This window comes from Pseudoalteromonas xiamenensis (genome assembly GCF_030994125.1).
Classification (GTDB): domain Bacteria; phylum Pseudomonadota; class Gammaproteobacteria; order Enterobacterales; family Alteromonadaceae; genus Pseudoalteromonas; species Pseudoalteromonas xiamenensis_B.
This window is the reverse complement of sequence record NZ_CP099917.1, coordinates 610,804-631,305: the sequence shown is the minus strand read 5'-3', so window position 1 is coordinate 631,305 and position 20,502 is coordinate 610,804. Positions and strand designations below refer to the sequence as shown.

Genomic DNA, 20,502 nt, shown 5'->3' with positions numbered 1-20,502 from the left:
CTTCATCTATAGAGCTCTTGCGGCGCGTTTATATGCGCCGCAATGCGTTTTAATGAAATTCCACATTTTAAAATAGTTAAATCAGGGGGGCGGGGAACTATGAGAACAGGTTTTGGTCAAGTTGGATTGGGTTTTAGACGCGATATGCTTGATGAACTCGACAGTGGTGTACCTGATGAAATTGACTTCTTTGAGATAGCACCAGAAAACTGGATGACGCTGGGTGGACGGTTTTCAAAACAATTGGCTGAATTTACAAGTTACAAGCCATTTATTTGTCACGGTCTATCGCTCAGTATAGGAAGTTACGACCCGCTCGATATGACTTTTTTGAAAAAGCTTAAAACGTTTTTAAAAGACTACAATATTCGTCTTTACAGTGAGCATCTTAGTTATTGTTCTGCTGACGGCCATATGTATGATTTGATGCCTATTCCCTTCACGGAAGACGCAATTAAACATACGGTTGCTCGTATAAAACGAGTACAAGATGTTTTGGAGCGGCCTCTTGTTTTGGAGAACGTATCCTATTATTGCACACCCGGACAGACGCTTACTGAACAAGAATTCACGCTCGCAATTCTTGAAGAATCCGGCTGCCAACTTCTTTTGGATGTCAATAACATCTACGTTAATTCCGTAAACCACAAATATGATGCGGAAGCGTTTTTAAAAGCGATGCCGACGGATAAAATCGCCTATGGGCACATAGCAGGGCATTACGTCGAGGCGGAAGATTTGATAGTGGACACGCATGGGAGTGCTGTGGCTAGCCCCGTTTGGGCATTGCTTGAGAAAGCTTATGAGATACATGGTGTTTTCCCAACGTTGCTAGAGCGAGATTTTAATATTCCGCAAATGGGTGAGTTAATTACTGAGCTAAAAGATATTAAACGAATTCAACGTGCCACGGTTCGACAACTAAACGGGGTGAAGACCAATGCACTTTAGCGAGATCCAAAAACAATTTGCACAAGCGATAAGAAAACCGGAAACAGGTAAAAAGCTTTTTCCTCAGATTGAACAGCGAAGACTAAAAGTTTATCAAGAACTGTTCTTCAATAATGTTGCTGGCTTCGTATCGTCTGGATTTCCGGTATTAAAAAGCCTCTATCCGGATGAAATGTGGGAAGCGTTGGTACGTAAATTTTTTGTCGAACATCAATGCCATACACCATACTTCTTAGAGATAGCGGAAGAATTTTTGACTTACTTATCGACGGCCTATGAGCTGAATGAACATGACCCCGTATTTATGCTTGAGTTGGCTCATTATGAATGGATGGAGTTGGTTCTTTCAATTCGCCAAGAAGACCAGACGGAGAAAACGATTGTCCAAGAACAATTACACCAAGAGACGCTTTATGTATCTTCTAAAGCGGCTGTTGTGAGTTACGCCTATCCGGTTCACCAGATCTCAACCGCATTTCGACCTGATATAATTGATGGCGAACGGCACTATTTCGTTGTTTTTAGAAATACCAACGATGAAGTTCAGTTTGTGGAAATTAATGCGCTCACAGCAATGCTGCTTGAAGCCATTCGTACACAGGAAGGAATTCAGTTTGAATCATTGCTTGGTATTTTGTGTCAAAACTTGCCTCAACTCACCAAAGAGCAGCTAAGTGTTGGTGCTCAGCAAATTTTGGGAAACTTTATCCAGCTGGGTGTCGTTGTGTCAAAAAACGCACAATAAAAAACTTTGATCTAGATCACGTTTGCATTATTATACGCGCCTCAATTCGTCGTGCTTATTTTTTAAAAGGTAGTAACTACTATGGCAAACAATGGTGATTTCAAAGATCCGTTCAACGCAAAATACTTTTTGGCTTTCATGGCAGTGTTTGCAGGTGTTGGTTGTTTAAACGCTATCCTTGGCTGGGCACATTTGCTTTCAGCGTAATAGAAGAGGCTGCAATGCAGCCTTTTTTGTGTCTAAAATGTAATCATTCTCACCATTTAATTTTCTAATTGCGTTTTAACTTCGTCCTTTCTTGTTATAATCTCTGTCTTTGAAAAATTAATTAAATGGTTAAACCATTATGACAGATTCAACAATGTCGTTGATTAAAGACAGTATTGCGACCGTTCCAGATTATCCAAAAGCGGGCATTATGTTCCGTGACGTTACTTCTTTATTGGCAAATCCGGCGGCCTTTCAAGCAACTATTGAAGCGTTTATCAATGCCTATAAAGATAAAGGATTCACGAAGGTTATTGGTACTGAGTCGCGTGGGTTTATTTTCGGAGCGCCCCTTGCTTACGAGCTGGGCTTACCTTTTATTCCTGTGCGTAAACCAGGAAAATTACCACGAGAAACGATTAGTCAGTCGTATCAACTTGAGTATGGTCAAGACACGCTTGAATTACACACTGATGCAATAGTTGCAGGTGATAAAGTGTTACTTGTTGATGATTTATTAGCAACCGGCGGAACGATTGAAGCGACCGCAAAATTGGTTGAACGTTTAGGTGGTCATGCAACCGATGCTGCATTTGTCGTTTCGTTACCTGAATTAGGTGGTGAAAAACGCGTAGCGGATTTGGGCATTAAAGTTTTAAAACTTGTAGAATTCGAAGGCGAATAATATGAGTTATCAAGTCCTAGCACGCAAATGGCGTCCACAAACCTTTCATGAGCTAGTGGGGCAAGAGCATGTTAAGCAGGCATTAGTTAATGCGTTGAATGAACAGCGTTTGCATCACGCCTATTTGTTTACTGGGACTCGAGGTGTAGGAAAAACGACAATTGCGCGTATTTTTTCAAAAAGCCTCAATTGTGAAGTTGGTATTACTTCTACACCTTGTGGTAAGTGCAGTGCTTGCCAAGACATTGAAGCCGGTCGATTTATTGATTTAATTGAAATCGACGCGGCTTCCAGAACAAAAGTTGAGGATACTCGTGAAATCCTCGACAACGTGCAGTACGCACCAACGCGTGGGCGGTATAAAGTTTATCTAATTGACGAAGTGCACATGCTGTCAAAGCACAGCTTCAACGCATTACTCAAAACATTAGAAGAGCCGCCAACACACGTTAAATTTTTATTGGCGACAACCGATCCTCAAAAACTACCCGTTACCATTTTATCTCGTTGTTTGCAGTTCAATTTATCCGCTTTATCAAAAGGGGAAATAACGGCTCAACTCACCTCCATCCTAAACGCTGAGGGTTTGAATTATGAACCACCAGCTTTGGATGTGTTGGCGAAGGCTGCAGATGGAAGCATGCGTGATGCCCTCAGTCTAACCGATCAAGCGATTGCGCAAACCAACGGTAACTTAGAGTTACTTGCTGTCCAATCGATGCTTGGTTTGATGGATTCAGCGTACGCGGCAGGCTTACTGAGTGCCGTGCTTGTTCAAGATGGTGCAGCGTTGATGGCTGAAATTGAACGAGTGGGGACGCGAGCTCCAAGTTATAAAGCATTGGTTGATGACATGCTCGCCCTGACTCATGCTATACAACTTGCGCAGCTGGTTCCTGAATCAGTGAATGTTGCGGAGTATGACAAAGACGAGATAATGTCATTCGCGGCAAATACGACCGCAATTCAAATTCAATCAATTTATCAGTTACTTTTAAATGGCAAAAAAGATTTGCAATGGGCTCCCGAACCAAAGTTAGGGTTTGAGATGCTCATGTTGAGAGTACTGGCGTTTGAACAGTCTGGGATTGGAGGTGGGCAAAGTACCCAATTGCCACAGTCGACCTCAACCGGTGTAGGTGAGTCTAAAGCAAGCGCACTTCGTGCGATATTAGGTCGTAATAAGTCAAATGCTGCTCATCAAACTCAATCAAAATCAGCTCCACCAATGGACGCAAATTTAAACGAGACAGCGCTCAAAACGATTGAAAAAAACGCGGAAGCAAAAGCTGAAAGCCTTCAATCTAGCCAGAACATTGCGCTGAATCAGAGCCAAGTAGCAACTGTTGGCGAAAATGTCACAACGGAATTGACCAGTGCTGAAAGCTTGGATGTTGATGATGAAGGTATAATGTCTTTTCAACAACAAGAACAGTACGAAAGTTTAATGGCTCAAGCAAGTGAGCAAGGATTCACCGCGGACAACAAGCCTCTAGACTCTCAAACTTCGGTGACTCAGGCGTCAGCAAGCCCTTCAATGGCTGAGACGTTACAACAAAAATCTCAGCAAACGCAGTCCGCTATAGCGCGGATTTTGCAAAACAGGCAAATACAAGGTGCTGAAAAATTAAAGTCAGAGGCAACACCAACAAAAAAGTCTGAAACGGTTAGTGAGCCAACCGATACAACGGCTCAAGCCAAGGTTAAGAAAGTCGATTTCAGAGAACGTCATCGAGTCGATGAAAGTAAGCTTGCTCCTGAGCTGCTAGTGCAGTTAAGTGGTGAAAAAGCGCCACAACTTGAAGAGCACGTGCAAGCAATCCCAATACCAGAGAATTTTGAGAGCCCAATTAGTGATATTAGATTCGCCCATCAACAAGACCGTTGGGCAGAGTTAATCGAGCTTATGGGCTTGGGTGGGCGTTCTCGTCAATTCGCATTGCACTCTATTTTTAATCAGCAAGGCAACCGAATTGAGTTGCAGGTGGATAGCACACAACAACATCTTGATGGCACAATGCTACGTACAAGATTGGCTGATAATTTGTCACGCGTGTTGAATACGAACATTGAACTCGAGGTGAGTTTTGCCCCTGGTATTATGGAGTCACCTTATTTAATCCAACAAAAGATTGATGCAGGTCGTCTCGCACAAGCGGTTGACGTGATAGCAAACGATCAAAACATCGTCACGTTCACACAAGAATTTGGCGCTGTGGTCGATGAGAATAGTATTCGGGCATTGTAATTGGTTACAATAGTCCCTATCTTTTAAAAATATTTCTAATTTAGTCGTAGAGAGCAAATTATGTTTAAAGGTGGAATGGGCAATATCATGAAGCAAGCGCAAATGATGCAAGATCGTTTGCAAAAAGCCCAAGAAGAAATCAAAACGCTTGAAGTTACAGGTGAAGCTGGCGCAGGCCTTGTTAAGGTTACGATGCTAGGTAGCCATAACGTACGTCGTGTAGAAATCGATGAGAGTCTACTTGAAGACGACAAAGAGATGATTGAAGATTTGCTTGCCGCAGCGGTAAATGACGCCGTTCGCCGTGTAGCTGACGAATCACAAAAGCGCATGGAAGCGGTCACTGGTGGTATGGCAATGCCGCCAGGCTTCAAAATGCCGTTCTAATATAGAATCCTGTAAGAATAGCGCCTTCTGGCGCTATTTTTTTGTCTATGCTACAAGAAAGTAAATCTATGCGCGGCATGTCGACATATTAAGCGTAACGGAAGCAGACTCATTGTGAGTAATGTACTCGACGTTTAGGTTATGATACTTTGCCTAATAGATTTCTAAGAGACGTATGAAATTATGCAGTTATCACCGAGTTTATCTCAATTAATCGACGCACTTCGTTGTTTGCCGGGGATTGGCCCTAAATCGGCGCAGCGCATCGCATTTCATCTATTAGAGCGTGACCGTGATGGTGGTACGCAGTTAGGCAAAGCATTGACCAAGGCAATGAGCCAAATCGGTCACTGTGAGACGTGTCGTACTTTCAGTGAAGTCCCTGTGTGCGATATTTGTCTCAGCGTAAAACGCCAAGATAGTCGTACTTTGTGTGTGGTGGAGTCGCCGACCGACGTATTGGCAATAGAGCAAACAGGGCAGTATCAAGGGCTGTATTTTGTGCTAATGGGGCATTTGTCGCCACTCGACGGAATAGGCCCAAGAGAAATTGGTTTGGACGTACTTGAGCGGCGTTTAAGCGATGGTAATTTGGACGAAGTAATTTTAGCGACTAACCCGACGGTAGAAGGGGAAACAACCGCGCATTTTATTGCAGAGTTGTGCCATAAACATCAAGTTACACCTTCGAGGATAGCGCATGGTATGCCTGTAGGCGGTGAGCTTGACTTGGTCGACGGCCAGACGTTAATGCATGCCTTTTCAGGTCGACGTTCTATCTAACAATGACGACTCTACTCAGCAATGGAGCATTGCTTCATTGCTGAAATTACTCTCTTCATAATCTCTCCATATTTACATGAGAATTTACATTCAAACGAATGGATTATTCCAAAAATGGAGATAAAGAATGAAAATAAAACAACTCACGCTCTCAATTTCTTTGGCTACAACGATATTTGCAAGTCAATATTCTGCTCCTGTGATGGCAACTCCTGCAACGGATTTGGGTGTGAAAATTGGTGAAAAAGTGGCGTCGTTAATCCTTGGGGAAATCTTTAGCTCTATTTTTGCGGGGGCTGACCCGGCAGCTACGCCCGCGCAAGTGCAAAATATTGTTAACAATGGCTTTAACCAAGCGGCATTGAACGAAATTGGCACTAAGTTAAACACGGTGCTCGGCGCAATCAGCGATTACAACTATGATGCAGACTATGAGGTCAACCTGACCACGGTTGAAAATATCCGTAATGCGGCGCAAAACCTCCAAGCAGATGTACGTACTAATATGAGTAACGACAATTTTATGGTGCTGGCTAAGGCTTATATTGTTGCAACAAATGTACGACTTGCCTTTTTAAGCGAACGCCGTCGCTATTATCAGCAAAAAGGCATTGCGGACCTAAAAACTGGGGAAACGACTCAACAGCAGTTAGATACGATTATCGATTCTGAAAATAAGATTATTGCGGCGGCGGCTTTTGAAAGCTTGACGGACATGGCAACCATGTTCTATCAGCATTTTTACGATAAAACGCCAAGTACTCAGGGTTGTTTATATAAATACCCAATCACGCCTTGGGTTGAATCAAACGGCCAATTGGGTGAGAACTTTGATATTAATGGGGTTGATAGGTCAACTGTCACATGCCGACATTACGATCCGATTGCGCCAGAGGGTACAAAACTAGTCAAGTCGAATTGGGGCACTATGACGAGCTTTAACCGTTTGTTAATATACACAGCGATATTCCCTGGTAAACAAGTACCGTTCAATTCAACCGACGTGATGGAAGTGCACAAAAATGACCTATGGGCATTTTCAATCAAGAAATACGCCGATTTAACCGGTCCATTTGGTAACGATTTTCACATGATGGTGGTAAAAGGTGAAGATTTAGCACGTTACACCCGCAACCTAAATTTAGTCACAAAATACCCCAATGAAATCGGTGATGTTGAGTCACAAGTGATTAGTTGGCTTGATATTATTGCCTCGGCGAAGGACGAAGACAAACTGCAATATGGTATGCGCAAAGCTACCCAAATTGGTGTGTTGCAATCAAAAATGACAGAGCGCTACAGCGCCAAACACGCCAATGTAGTCGCCGCGCACAAACAGTGGTTCAGTTCAAAATTGCAAGGCTGGGGTCTCGCGGCTGATCATGCTCCAACGCGTATCCAGTTTTCGACCACGGATCATTATCCAACGGATGCACCTGCTTGGCTTGCAGATGCAATGAACTAATCCTGTTTTGAGCCAGCTTAGGCTGGCTTTTACGTTAATCTCAGAGAAAAAATGATGAAGTACTTACCTATCATCTTAGGACTAACATTAGCCGGTTGTTCGTCTATGGAATATCCCGTGCCATTGAAGACGACTTTAGATAACAACCATATTCTCACAACCACCTCTGGCCAGGGCCAAATATACGTTCTAACACCTGAGTCGAACTACTATTTGTGCTCGTTACCTCAACCAGACTCAGCCTTTGATCAAAAGGATGACGGTGACTTAACGATTTCCCTCATCAATACGCAAGGTGAAGGAAGCGATATTGATGAGTCCAGTGAAGAAGTGGAATTAGCAGGACGAACCCCCGCGGTTTTATTGACTCGAGAGTTGTTTTTCAGAGCATGCGAATTTTCGTCAAACTACAAGTTAACGAAAGAAGAGGCGAAACTGATTTACATGAAAACGTTGGAAGGCGTGTTGGGTAACTGGAAAATTGAGGCGCACAAGACCAACGTGAATATCGGTGATGTTGTCAATAATCGCACCGCGGTAAGTTCAGAAAGTGGCGAGCGTGTCTTAAAAAACAGCCAAGTAGACCAAAGTTCAGAGACACCCGCTCCTGCGACGGACCCAAATAGCACGCCAAGCTCATTGAATTCAGGTGGCTATTAATCGCATAGACGGATGAATTGGTATCGTTAATGCGTCAATTCATCAAAAAATTTTACTTGAAGATACGAATTCTACCCCCATATACAGTGCATATTCGCAGACAATGCTTTTGTAATGGAGAAAACGATGACTGCAGCAGAAAAGCAAACATTAGGCTTTCAAACAGAAGTCAAACAACTATTAAACCTAATGATCCACTCTTTGTATTCAAACAAAGAGATTTTCTTACGTGAATTAGTATCAAACTCGTCAGACGCGGCTGACAAACTTCGCTTCTTAGCGTTATCTGACACTGAGTTATATGACGGTGATGCTAATTTACGTGTTCGTATTAGCACGGATAAAGATGCCAAGACGCTTACTATTTCAGATAACGGTATCGGTATGAACCGTGAAGATGTAATTAGTGCGTTAGGCACAATTGCAAAGTCAGGTACAGCTGAGTTTTTCAAAAACTTAACAGGTGACCAAGCGAAAGATTCAAAACTGATTGGTCAATTTGGTGTAGGCTTTTACTCCGCGTTTATTGTGGCAGACAAAGTAACAGTGCGTACTCGTAAAGCGGGTGAAGCTCAAGGCGTTGAGTGGGAATCGCACGGCGAAGGTGAATTTACGATTGCCGACATTGAAAAAGTGGATAGAGGTACAGAAATAATTCTTCATCTGCGCGACGACGAAGCCGAGTTCTTAGATGAATATCGTCTACGTGGCATTGTCACTAAATATTCTGATCACATTTCAATTCCGGTTGAAATGTTCAAGCCAGAAGTACCTGCATCAGAAGGTGAAGATGGTGAGAAAATTGAAGGTACTCCCGCTGAATGGGAAGCCATCAATAAAGCGACAGCGCTTTGGACACGCGACAAATCCGATATTTCAGAAGATGAATATAAAGAATTTTACAAACACGTAGGTCATGATTGGGAAGAGCCACTGACATGGGCACACAACAAAGTCGAAGGTAAGACAGAATATACAAGCTTACTTTACGTTCCCAAGCGCGCGCCGTTTGATATGTGGAATCGAGAACGTCGTTCTGGCCTTAAGCTTTATGTGCAACGTGTGTTCATCATGGATGACGCGGAGCAATTTATGCCAAGCTATTTGCGTTTTGTGAAGGGTCTTTTAGATTCAAACGACCTACCGCTTAACGTATCGCGTGAAATTCTTCAAGATAACAAAATTACGCAAGCTATTCGAAAGGGCTGCACAAGCCGTGTGTTAAAAATGCTTGATCGCCTTGGTAAGAATGATGCGGAAAACTATCAAACATTCTGGAATGAATTTGGCCAAGTACTAAAAGAAGGTCCAGCAGAAGATTCAGCTCATAAAGAAGATATTGCTAAGTTGCTACGTTTTGCTTCTACGCATACTGATGAAAAAACACAGAATGTATCGCTTGAACAGTACATAGAGCGTATGAAAGAAGGTCAAGATAAGATCTACTATGTAGTTGCTGATAGCTTTGAAGCGGCTAAAAATTCACCTCATCTCGAAATCTTCCGTAAAAAAGGCATCGAAGTACTATTGATGTCAGATCGTGTTGATGAATGGATGATGAGCTATCTCACAGAGTTTTCTGAGAAACAATTCCAATCTGTTACGCGTGGTGATTTGGATTTAGGTAATCTTGACGACGACGAAACGAAAAAAGCGCAAGAAGAGACTGAGAAAGAAGTATCAGGCCTAGTTGAGCGCATGAAAACGGTTTTGGGTGAGAAAGTGAAAGAAGTTCGCTTTACGCATCGTTTGACGGATTCTCCGGCCTGTGTTGTGACGGACGATCACGACATGAGTTCGCAAATGCAGAAGCTAATGGCATCGATAGGGCAGGAGGTACCAGACAGCAAACCTATCTTTGAAATCAATCCAGAACACCAGTTGGTGAAGCACCTGAATGAATTGCAAGATGAAGATAAGTTCGCTCAATGGTCCGAGGTTTTATTAGATCAAGCCTTGCTTGCAGAAAGAGGCAGTTTGAAAGATCCGGCAGGCTTTGTGGCTCGTTTAAATAAGTTGATGCTCGAATTAAGTAAGTAATCTTCTCCAGAGGGGCTTCGGTCCCTTTCTTTTTGTCTATTTTTTTAGCTGTCTGCTTATCAATTAGTATAAGTTGCTTGAGTATCGAGCATAGCTATGAAAAAATTCAGTCGTTAATGATAATTCGAGACACGAGGAACAGAAATATGCGCATCATTCTTTTAGGCGCTCCAGGTGCAGGTAAAGGCACGCAAGCTCAATTCTTAATGGACAAGTATGGCATTCCACAAATTTCTACTGGTGATATGCTACGTGCGGCGATCAAAGAAGGTACGCCACTTGGTCTTGAAGCGAAAAAAGTAATGGATGCAGGGCAGTTAGTGTCTGACGAAATTATTATCGGTCTTGTTAAAGAGCGTATCGCTAAAGCAGATTGTGAGAAAGGTTTCCTTTTAGATGGTTTCCCACGCACAATCCCTCAAGCAGATGCAATGAAAGACAATGGTATTCAAATTGATCACGTGATTGAATTTGATGTTGCTGATGAAATTATTGTTGAACGTATGGCTGGGCGTCGTGTTCATCCAGGTTCTGGCCGTGTATACCATGTGGTTTACAATCCGCCAAAAGAAGAAGGTAAAGACGACGTAACAGGTGAAGAGCTTGTTATTCGTGCCGATGATATTGAAGAAACGGTACGTAAGCGCCTAGGTATTTATCACGACCAAACTAAACCTTTGGTGGATTACTACCGTGCTGAAGCCAATGCTGGTAATACTCAATACCATAAGCTTGATGGTACTCAAGCGGTTGATGCGGTTGGTGCACAACTAGCTGGTTTACTTGGTTAAGTATCAAATATAAAAAAACCGCCTTCAGGCGGTTTTTTTATTCGTCTAAAAAGTGGTAAATCGACTTGTAGGAGAATGCTCTCTCGAAGGTCTCACCAGTAATAAAAAGAAGTTTTGCTTGATTAATTGAGCGCTTTTAATGCAGTTACGGCTGCTTCATAATTTGGTTCGCTAGATAGTTTGGGCACAAGCTCTTTGTAAACGACCTTGTGGGTTTCATCCAGAATGAACACAGCACGGCTTAAAAGTCCCATATCTTTTATGATTAAACCGTAATTCTCACCAAAATTATGCCATACTGAATCTGAAAGTGTTTGGATTTTATCTATATTCTCAGTTTTGCAAAATCGTTTCTGTGCGAATGGTAAATCTGCGCTGATTGTGAGCATCGCTACATTAGGAAATTGCTCTGCGACCTTTTCGTTAAAGTGTTTTGTTTGAATACTGCAAACGCCAGTATCTAAACTGGGTACTATGCTTAGTAAAACAGGCTGGTTTTTAAATTTATCTAGCGTAACAGGTGTAAAAGAACTATCAACAACCTTAAAGTTTGGCGCTTCTTGGCCGATACTTACTCCTGTGCCTAACAACGTCACTGGTTTGTTTTGCGCTAAAACCTTACCTTGGTCTATTTTGTTTTCTGGAATTTCAAAGCTAAATGCTTGTCCAGTACACAACAAAAGAGGTAAAACGAGTAATCTCAGCATAAAGTATTCCTTTTGGAGTTATCTTAATCGTTTGTAGTGTATTATACTGACAACGACAGACCAAGATTTGTGACCAAATTAAAATTGTAAATACCTTTTACATTGATTAACATGTGTCGCAAAAATGAGCTTAATTAAATAATTATAAAAATGTAACACGCGCAAGTTCAGAGCGTAGTGCTGGTTTAGAGAGCGTCTATGACAACATCCGTACTAATTTGTGATGACTCGAAGTTGGCTCGCCGACAGTTGGCGCGCTCGTTGCCTGAGGATTGGGAAACGAGAATCGAGTTTGCTGAGAATGGACTTGATTGCATTACAAAAATTAAAGCGCTTAGCCCAGAAATCCTCTTTCTGGATTTAAATATGCCACAAATGGACGGGTATGAAGTACTCGAAGCCATCAATGAGCAAGGTCTCGAGGTACTTACCGTCGTCGTATCTGGTGACATACAGCCTAATGCACATGAGCGAGTGCGCACGCTTGGTGCAATAGATTTCATCAAAAAACCCTGTGATGCGAAAAAACTTTCCGAAATTATTGAACATCACGGTATAAAAGATAGAGCTCGTCGAAAGAATATCGTCCATAAATTAGGTGAACAACTCGATTCTGAGCTGCGTGATATTTACCAAGAAATTACAAACGTTGCGATGGGACAGGCGGGCGATTTACTCGCGCGCCTTCTTAATGTCTTTGTAAAGTTGCCAATCCCGAATGTAAATGTGCTTGAAGTCAGCGAATTACATATGGCACTTCAGTCGATCGACTCCAATGTGAGTACCTCTGGTGTATGCCAGGGCTTTATTGGTGGCGGCGTGTCGGGCGAGGCGTTACTGATCATCAATGATTCAAGCTTTAAAGAAATTGCATCACTCATGAATTATACCGGTGAGTTGAATGACAAAGTTGAATTAGAGCTTTTAATGGATGTAAGTAACATTCTCATTGGCGCGATTTTGACAGGTTTATCTCGTCAATTGGATATGCCTTTTAGCCAAGGTCACCCCGTGGTGCTTGGACAACATGGCGACGTGGCAGAGCTGGTAAAAGCAAATAAAGATCGTTGGCAAAGAACGCTCGCCATTGAAATAAGTTATGGTATCGAACATCACAATATAAATTGTGATTTGATGTTGTTGTTTACAGAAGACTCGCTTAAGACCCTGAAATACAAAGTGGCCTATTTACTAGAAGATTAAAACTATGCCTTCAGCCGATTTTGATATGAATGAGATCCACTGGTTAATGGATATGTTTAATACCGTTGACGTAGGGCTTGTGGTACTAGACAGGGAGTATCGAGTATGCGTCTGGAACGGTTTTATGGAAAACCATTCAGGGTTACTTCCTAGCGCAGTCAAAGACAAAGATATTTTTGATCTCTTTCCGAGCATTGATGAAAAGTGGTTTCGTGGTAAAACCGAATCAGTATTCGTCTTGAAAAATCGCTCTTTTACGATTTGGGAGCAGCAACCCTACATTTTCCGCTTTAAAAATTATCGACCTATTACCGGTAAAGCGGAGCATATGTTCCAGAACTCGACTATCATACCGCTCACAACGACCACGGGTGAAGTAGGGCATGTTTGCATCATCATTTACGATGTAACGGATGAAGCGATGAACAAAATTGAACTTGAAGTGGCAAATAAACAACTAGAGCAGCTAAGTCGAACTGACAGCCTTACCAAATTGTCCAATAGGGGATTTTGGGAAGAGAATTTACGCAAAGAGTTTAAACGCTTGAAGCGAAATCAGGGCTGTAGTGCGTTGTTAATGTTTGATATTGACCATTTCAAGCGAATCAATGACGAACATGGTCATAGTGGTGGTGACATGGCGATTCGGCATGTTGCGGACTTACTACGAAAAACACTTCGAGAAACAGATACCGCTGGTCGGTATGGTGGTGAAGAGTTTGCCGTGACCTTAATTGATACGGATACTGAAGGCGCCACAATATTTGCCGAACGGCTTAGAACGCTGATTGAAAAATCGGTCATTTTTTACGATGAAGAAAAAATAAGTATTACCGTCAGTGTCGGGATTGCCTGTTTTGATGACTCGTTTGAAAAACATGAGCAGTGGATAGAGGCGACGGATATTGCGCTTTATTACTCTAAAGAGCATGGTCGCAACTGTGTCACAAGTTACACGCCTGAGCTTAAAAAGGCAGCAAAGTAATCGCTAGGGCAACTGAGAGTTAAGTGACTTGACGTCGGAAATTATACACGAGCAATAGCTTAGTGAAGGCTTTAATGCACAGCATTAATAACAGTTAAGAAAATACAAAAAGGCGTGCCGATGAACACGCCTTTTAACGATCAATCACTTTATTGGCACTCACGACAAGCTACAACTCATCTTCAGACATAGGGCATTGTGTCAGCAGCTCGATGTTTCCATCCTCATTTTCTTGTTCAAGCCTCACGGTAAAACCCCAAAGACGATACAGGTGTTTGAGTACTTCTTTACGTGAATCGGCCAGCGGTATCCCATTGTGTGGCACATAGCGAAGGGTTAATGACCGATCTCCGCGCACATCGACGCTATATACTTGAATATTCGGCTCGTGATTACTCAAGTTATACTGGGCTGAAAGGGATTGTCTAACTTCTTGGTATCCGCTGTCATCGTGAATTGCACCGACTTCTAAGTTAGTAGACTTTTGCTTATCAATTATGGTGAAGAGCTTGAAATCGCGCATGACTTTCGGAGACAGGAATTGGCTAATAAAGCTTTCATCTTTGAAATTCTCCATTGCAAAATGAAGCGTATCAAGCCAATTGCTTCCAGCAAACTCAGGAAACCACCTTTTATCTTCATCGGTTGGGTGCTCACAAATACGGCGTATGTCACACATCATGTTGAAGCCCAATGCGTAAGGGTTTATGCCTGAGTAGTATTTGCTGTTATAAGGGGGTTGGTAAACGACATTCGTGTGACTTTGAAGAAACTCCAGCATGAATGCATCCGATAATTTTCCTTCGTCATAGAGATGATTTAGGATGGTGTAATGCCAAAATGTTGCCCAACCTTCATTCATGACTTGAGTTTGCTTTTGAGGGTAGAAGTACTGCGAAATTTTACGAACAATTCGAATTATCTCGCGTTGCCAAGATTCTAATAAAGGTGCGTGTTTTTCAAGGAAATACAAAATGTTTTCTTGGGGCTCAGATGGAAAGCGAATCTTTTTCTGTTTTTGTTCCTGCTGATTTGCAGGTATGGTCCGCCAAAGTTCGTTTATTTGAGATTGAAGATAATCTTCTCGTTCTTTTTGACGTTTTTGTTCTTGCTCCATAGATATACGCTGTGGACGTTTGTATCTGTCCACACCATAATTCATCAGCGCATGGCAGGAGTCGAGCAAATTTTCAACTTCATCAATACCATACTTTTGTTCACAAGATGCAATATAGTTTTTCGCGAAGACTAAATAGTCAATAATAGAGGATGCATCTGTCCAGGTCTTGAACAAATAGTTATTTTTGAAAAATGAATTGTGACCATAACACGCATGCGCCATTACCAATGCTTGCATAGGCATGGTGTTTTCTTCCATTAAATAAGCAATACAAGGATCTGAATTGATCACTATTTCATAAGCAAGACCCATTTGACCACGCTTATAGTGTTGCTCCGTTTGTATAAACTTTTTACCAAATGACCAATGATTGTAGCCTATGGGCATGCCTACACTGGAGTAGGCATCCATCATTTGTTCTGCAGTAATGATTTCTATTTGGTTAGGGTAAGTCGAAAGTCGGTAATGCTCGGCTACCCTTGCAATTTCTTTATGGTATTCGTCCAGTAACTCGAACGTCCAATCTGGCCCGTCATTTATTGGGTTATAACTCATATCGCTCCCTCCCGAAATTTATGCTGCACCTAGTTGCTGGCGGTTTTTCTTGAAGAGCTCCCTAAAGATTGGATAGATATCCTCAACACCTCGTATGTGTTGGATTGCAAAGTTTTCATTTTGCGCGGCAATTGCTTGATATTCTCGCCAAAGACTCTGATGTGCACGTGTTGTAATTTCGATATAGGCGTAATATCTCACTTGTTTGAGAATACGACTGCGTAAGATCTCACTACAGTGTGGCGAATCGTCCGCCCAATTGTCGCCGTCGGAAGCTTGAGCAGCATAGATATTCCAGTCTCCTTGAGCATAACGTTCACGGATAATATCATCCATCAGTTTTAGTGCACTGGATACAATGGTGCCACCAGTTTCTTGAGAGTAAAAAAATTCTTGCTCGTCCACTTCTTTCGCTTGAGTATGATGGCGAATATAAACGACCTCGATATTTTTGTATGTCCGGGTTAAGAATTGGTAAAGCAGAATGTAAAAGCGCTTAGCCATATCTTTGGTTGCTTGATCCATTGAGCCTGACACATCCATTAGACAAAACATGACCGCTTTGCTAGTAGGATGAGGCCGCTTTTCATAGTTTCTAAAACGAAGGTCGTAGTTATCAATAAAAGGAACTGCCGCAATTCTACCTTTCAAAAATGCGATCTCATCTTCAATTTCTTGAATTCGTTGCTGTTGTGGCACTGGTTCCACAAGGAGTTCAGCAAGTAGCTCTTCGAGCTCTTTAACGCGTCTGCGTTTCGATGCACTCATCGCCACGCGGCGAGCTAAAGATCCTCTGAGAGACCGAACGATATCGAGGTTACTCGGCATACCATCATTGCAGAAGCCAGCCCGGTGTGTTTTCAATTGAACCAATTTATCGAGTTGGTTTTCCTTTAAATTAGGTAACTCTAAATCCTCAAAAAGTAGGTCTAAATATTCATCTTTGGAGATTGAAAACACAAAGTCATCAGTGCCTTCGCCTTGATTACTAGCTTCGCCCTCACCACTACCTGAACCAGACCCTCCTTGCGGAGGGCGTTTAATTTGATCACCAGTTGAAAACTGATCATTACCAGGATGCACTCGCTCTCGGTTGCCTCCTTGTCCTTGGTGAAATATTGGCTCGCTGATGTCTCTTTGCGGAATCGAGATGTTTTCACCACTCGAAATATCCGTCACACTACGTTTATTTATCGCATTAGAAACAGCTTCTTTAATCTGCTTCTTATAGCGCCTGATAAAGCGTTGTCGATTTAACGTACTTTTGTTTTTACCGTTCAGGCGACGGTCTATAAAATGCGCCATAATTCACCCTCTCAGTACAAGCCAATGTTTTACTGCGATTTTCTTACACGTAAATACCATTCAGAGAGCAATCGGACTTGTTTTTGGGTATATCCTTTTTCCACCATACGGTTCACAAAGTCTTCGTGTTTTTTCTGATCTTCAGCTGATGTTTTCGCATTAAAGCTAATGACAGGTAAAAGATCTTCGGTATTTGAGAACATTTTCTTCTCAATAACAGTACGAAGCTTCTCGTAACTCGTCCAAACCGGATTGGCGCCGCCATGGTGTGCACGGGCTCTTAATACGAAGTTGACTATTTCATTACGGAAATCTTTCGGGTTCGAGATGCCAGCCGGTTTTTCTATTTTTTCCAGTTCAGCGTTAAGTGCTGCTCGGTCAAAAAGTTGGCCTGTATCTGGGTCTCGGTACTCCTGATCTTGAATCCAGAAATCAGCGTAGGTGACATAGCGGTCAAAAATGTTTTGCCCGTATTCAGAATAAGACTCTAAGTACGCAGTTTGAAGCTCCTTACCGATAAACTCGACATACTGCGGGATCAAATAGCCCTTTAAGTGGCTTAGGTAGCGCTCTTGAACTTCCGGCGAAAATTGTTCACGCTCAATTTGTTGTTCAAGTACGTAGAATAAGTGGACAGGGTTCGCGGCTACTTCTGAATGGTCGAAGTTGAAAACGCGAGAAAGTATTTTGAAGGCAAATCGAGTCGAAATACCATTCATGCCTTCATCTACTCCTGCATAATCACGATACTCCTGATATGACTTTGCCTTCGGATCGGTGTCTTTTAGACTTTCCCCATCATACACGCGCATCTTTGAGTAAATACTTGAGTTTTCAGGCTCTTTAATTCGAGAAAGCGTTGTAAACTTCGCAAGTGTCTCTAGAGTTCCTGGGGCGCAAGGTGCGGATGAAAGCTCACTGTTTTCAATCAATTTACGATAGATCTTAACTTCTTCAGATACACGTAAACAATACGGTACTTTCACGATGTAAACGCGGTCGAGGAAAGCTTCATTGTTCTTGTTGTTTTTGAAAGTTTGCCACTCCGATTCATTGGAGTGAGCTAAGATAATACCATTGAACGGCAACGCGGAGATGCCCTCTGTACCGTTGTAATTCCCTTCTTGAGTTGCTGTTAAAAGTGGGTGTAGCACCTTAATCGGCGCTTTAAACATTTCCACAAACTCCATTAATCCTTGGTTAGCAAGACAAAGCGCACCAGAGTATGCATACGCGTCAGGATCGTTTTGGGCAAAATGCTCCAACTTTCGAATATCGACTTTACCCACTAACGCGGATATGTCTTGGTTGTTCTCGTCACCAGGCTCTGTTTTCGCGATGGCAATTTGATTGAGAATAGAAGGATAGCGCTTAACCACTTTAAATTGGCTAATATCACCATTAAATTCGTGCAACCGTTTGGTTGCCCAAGGTGACATGATTGTCTTCAAGTAACGAGATTTTATCCCATATTCTTTCTCAAGCAGTGCACCGTCTTCAAGAGGATTGAAGAGTGCAAGAGGGTGGTCGTTAACTGGAGAACCTTTCAGCGCGTAGACTGGTACTTTCTGCATAAGGTATTTGAGCTTTTCAGCAATGGATGATTTACCACCACCAACAGGCCCCAACAGATAAAGAACTTGTTTGCATTCTTCGAGTCCCTGCGCGGCATGTTTCAGGTAAGAAACAATCTGCTCTATCGCATCTTCCATACCATAAAACTCACTAAAAGCGGGATAGCGAGCGATAACTCGGTTCGAAAAAAGACGGCTAAGTCTCGGATCAGACGCCGTATCGACCATTTCGGGTTCGCCAATGGCCATCAGCAATCGTTCCGCTGAACTGGCGTAGGCGGATTTGTCGGTCTTACAAATCTCAAGAAACTCGGCAATGCTATATTCTTCTTCTTGAGATGCTTCGTATCTAGCTTGATAGTGATCAAATATAGTCATAAAGACCTCCAGTAACCTGCGTAGTGAGAAAAGGCTCGAAAGTAGAAAGCTCGGTTACTTAAAGCTTAGACAGGGAATTGAAAATTTGCCTAAAAATTCCAACTATTTAATTTATTTTTATCACGCTAAGTGGAAAGAAAAAAGGGCACCGAAGTGCCCTTTTTTGCAATTATACTGTTAACAGATTAAGCAAGGTTTGTGTTTGCGAAATCCCAGTTAACAAGTGCCCAGAAGCCTTTTAGGTATTCAGGACGCACATTGCGGTAGTCGATGTAATATGCGTGTTCCCACAAGTCAACAGTCAATACTGGCGTAACACCTTCTTGAGTGAGTGGTGTCGCTGCATTAGACGTGTTGATGATGTCTAGAGAACCGTCAGCAAGTTGAACCAGCCAAGTCCAGCTTGAACCAAAGTTGTTGACTGCTTTGTCATTGAACGCGTCTTGGAATGCTGCGAAAGAACCCCACTTTGCATTGATAAGTTCTGCAACTTTACCAGAAGGCTCACCGCCACCATTTGGAGAAAGGCTGTTCCAGAAGAACGTGTGGTTCCAAATTTGCGCCGCATTATTGAAAACGCCACCTTCAGAAGAACAAATGATTTCTTCAAGTGTTTTGCCTTCAAATTGCGTTCCAGGGATAAGACCGTTTAACTTAACTACGTAAGTGTTGTGGTGTTTACCGTGGTGGAACTCAAGCGTTTCTTGAGACATGTGTGGTTCTAATGCATTAATTGCGTATGGTAATGACGGTAGTTCAAAAGCCATGATAATCTCCATTTTTATTAATTTCGTCGAAGCAGTTCGAAACATAGCCTACTAGCAAGTAGTTTTCTATACGAATCGACGTTATAGTGATACTATAATTCCCGAGTATTTTACTCAAGTTTTGGCAAACAGCAATGCCAAAGCGGATGACAATTTTTTGAACGCGATGGATAAACCCATAATCGGGGTCAAAAGTATTTTATCGGTCGCAAAATCATCGTCAATTTGAGGTTAATGATGGAAACCATTGAAAAGATCAAACAGCAGATCGCTGAAAATCCAATTATTTTATACATGAAAGGCTCTCCAAAGCTTCCAAACTGTGGTTTTTCTGCACAAGCAGCGCAAGCGATGATGTCTTGTGGTGAGCAATTTGCTTATGTTGATATCCTTTTGAATCCAGACATTCGCGCTGAATTACCTCACTACGCAAATTGGCCAACGTTCCCGCAACTTTGGGTTGAAGGTGAGTTGATTGGTGGCTGTGATATTATTCTTGAAATGTTCCAACGTGGTGAGCTACAACCACTAATTAAAGAAACCGCAGCAAAATATAAAGAAGAAGCACAGGGCGAGTAAAGCTTGTGTCGTGCAGCTAGCGATAGCTGCACAAATCGACCTGCGATGTAAAAATCTTTTTTCCTGTCTCAATCCTAATCTCACCGACTTCAAAACACCGAGTACCGAAACCAGTCGCTATGGTTTACGTCCACGTCAATCTGCATGCAAGTTTTATTCAGTACGCTTTCATACTATTCATATCTTGTTTACTTTCAAAACCTCCTAGTTTCAAGTCAAAGCAGCGAGTTCTATACTCAGTATTCAAAAAATAAATGGGCTTAAATGAATATATATTCACTAAAGGCTGGTTTACGTTTACGTAAGCTTCACTTTAATTAGCGCTCAAAAATACAAAATGAGCAATATGACACTGGTGTCATATTGC

General features: G+C 42.2%; 19 protein-coding genes. 14 read left to right on the top strand and 5 right to left on the bottom strand.

Annotated elements, in window-relative coordinates; translation table 11 throughout:
• Positions 1-99: 99 nt before the first annotated feature.
• From NI389_RS02830 to adk, 11 genes are all read left to right on the top strand, one after another.
• Entirely contained in the window at positions 100-951 is an 852-nt protein-coding gene (locus tag NI389_RS02830) for an HvfB family MNIO-type RiPP peptide maturase (protein WP_308361479.1), read from the top strand.
• Entirely contained in the window at positions 941-1,696 is a 756-nt protein-coding gene (locus NI389_RS02825) for an HvfC family RiPP maturation protein (protein ID WP_308361478.1), read from the top strand. The genes NI389_RS02830 and NI389_RS02825 overlap by 11 nt, the downstream gene beginning before the upstream one ends.
• 81 nt (positions 1,697-1,777) lie before the next feature.
• Positions 1,778-1,903: a hypothetical protein gene (locus NI389_RS02820; protein WP_308361477.1), complete on the top strand. Its 126-nt coding sequence runs from the start codon at positions 1,778-1,780 to the stop codon at positions 1,901-1,903.
• A gap of 139 nt (positions 1,904-2,042) precedes the next feature.
• Positions 2,043-2,588, top strand: coding sequence for an adenine phosphoribosyltransferase (apt, locus tag NI389_RS02815; RefSeq protein ID WP_208843549.1), 546 nt, complete (start codon positions 2,043-2,045; stop codon positions 2,586-2,588).
• 1 nt (position 2,589) lies between these two features.
• The gene (dnaX, locus tag NI389_RS02810; protein ID WP_308361476.1) at positions 2,590-4,836 is read left to right on the top strand and encodes a DNA polymerase III subunit gamma/tau; all 2,247 of its coding nucleotides are present in this window, start codon (positions 2,590-2,592) and stop codon (positions 4,834-4,836) included.
• Between the two features lie 60 nt (positions 4,837-4,896).
• Positions 4,897-5,223: a YbaB/EbfC family nucleoid-associated protein gene (locus NI389_RS02805; RefSeq protein ID WP_208843547.1), complete on the top strand. Its 327-nt coding sequence runs from the start codon at positions 4,897-4,899 to the stop codon at positions 5,221-5,223.
• A 183-nt stretch (positions 5,224-5,406) separates the two neighbouring features.
• Positions 5,407-6,006, top strand: coding sequence for a recombination mediator RecR (recR, locus tag NI389_RS02800; RefSeq protein WP_308361475.1), 600 nt, complete (start codon positions 5,407-5,409; stop codon positions 6,004-6,006).
• A 127-nt stretch (positions 6,007-6,133) separates the two neighbouring features.
• Positions 6,134-7,471 (top strand): hypothetical protein, encoded by a 1,338-nt coding sequence (locus NI389_RS02795; protein ID WP_308361474.1) that lies wholly within the window; start codon positions 6,134-6,136, stop codon positions 7,469-7,471.
• Between the two features lie 51 nt (positions 7,472-7,522).
• Positions 7,523-8,131, top strand: a complete 609-nt coding sequence (locus NI389_RS02790; RefSeq protein WP_308361473.1) for a hypothetical protein — start codon at positions 7,523-7,525, stop codon at positions 8,129-8,131.
• Between the two features lie 126 nt (positions 8,132-8,257).
• The gene (gene htpG, locus NI389_RS02785; protein ID WP_308361472.1) at positions 8,258-10,171 is read left to right on the top strand and encodes a molecular chaperone HtpG; all 1,914 of its coding nucleotides are present in this window, start codon (positions 8,258-8,260) and stop codon (positions 10,169-10,171) included.
• A gap of 146 nt (positions 10,172-10,317) precedes the next feature.
• Complete coding sequence (gene adk / locus NI389_RS02780; RefSeq protein WP_308361471.1) at positions 10,318-10,962, top strand: adenylate kinase; 645 nt, start codon at positions 10,318-10,320, stop codon at positions 10,960-10,962.
• 122 nt (positions 10,963-11,084) lie between these two features.
• Here adk and tpx read toward each other — a convergent pair whose 3' ends face one another.
• Entirely contained in the window at positions 11,085-11,669 is a 585-nt protein-coding gene (tpx, locus tag NI389_RS02775) for a thiol peroxidase (RefSeq protein WP_308361470.1), read from the bottom strand.
• Between the two features lie 198 nt (positions 11,670-11,867).
• Between tpx and NI389_RS02770 the strand changes: the two genes are divergently transcribed.
• Both NI389_RS02770 and NI389_RS02765 read left to right on the top strand, forming a co-directional pair.
• Positions 11,868-12,872 (top strand): response regulator, encoded by a 1,005-nt coding sequence (locus tag NI389_RS02770; protein WP_308361469.1) that lies wholly within the window; start codon positions 11,868-11,870, stop codon positions 12,870-12,872.
• 4 nt (positions 12,873-12,876) lie between these two features.
• Positions 12,877-13,857 (top strand): sensor domain-containing diguanylate cyclase, encoded by a 981-nt coding sequence (locus tag NI389_RS02765; RefSeq protein ID WP_208843542.1) that lies wholly within the window; start codon positions 12,877-12,879, stop codon positions 13,855-13,857.
• Between the two features lie 169 nt (positions 13,858-14,026).
• On the opposite strand, the gene NI389_RS02760 is transcribed toward NI389_RS02765, so the two are convergent.
• The 4 genes from NI389_RS02760 to NI389_RS02745 form a co-directional block, all read right to left on the bottom strand.
• Positions 14,027-15,532, bottom strand: coding sequence for a SpoVR family protein (locus NI389_RS02760; protein ID WP_308361468.1), 1,506 nt, complete (start codon positions 15,530-15,532; stop codon positions 14,027-14,029).
• A gap of 18 nt (positions 15,533-15,550) precedes the next feature.
• Positions 15,551-16,837 carry a YeaH/YhbH family protein gene (locus tag NI389_RS02755; protein ID WP_308361467.1) on the bottom strand — a complete coding sequence of 429 codons (1,287 nt, stop codon included), beginning with the start codon at positions 16,835-16,837 and terminating at the stop codon, positions 15,551-15,553.
• 29 nt (positions 16,838-16,866) lie between these two features.
• Positions 16,867-18,789: a PrkA family serine protein kinase gene (locus NI389_RS02750; protein WP_308361466.1), complete on the bottom strand. Its 1,923-nt coding sequence runs from the start codon at positions 18,787-18,789 to the stop codon at positions 16,867-16,869.
• A gap of 185 nt (positions 18,790-18,974) precedes the next feature.
• Positions 18,975-19,556, bottom strand: coding sequence for a Fe-Mn family superoxide dismutase (locus tag NI389_RS02745; RefSeq protein WP_208843540.1), 582 nt, complete (start codon positions 19,554-19,556; stop codon positions 18,975-18,977).
• Positions 19,557-19,793: 237 nt separating this feature from the next.
• On the opposite strand from NI389_RS02745, the gene NI389_RS02740 reads away from it, so the two are divergent.
• Positions 19,794-20,135, top strand: coding sequence for a Grx4 family monothiol glutaredoxin (locus NI389_RS02740; RefSeq protein ID WP_280117689.1), 342 nt, complete (start codon positions 19,794-19,796; stop codon positions 20,133-20,135).
• Positions 20,136-20,502 lie beyond the last annotated feature (367 nt).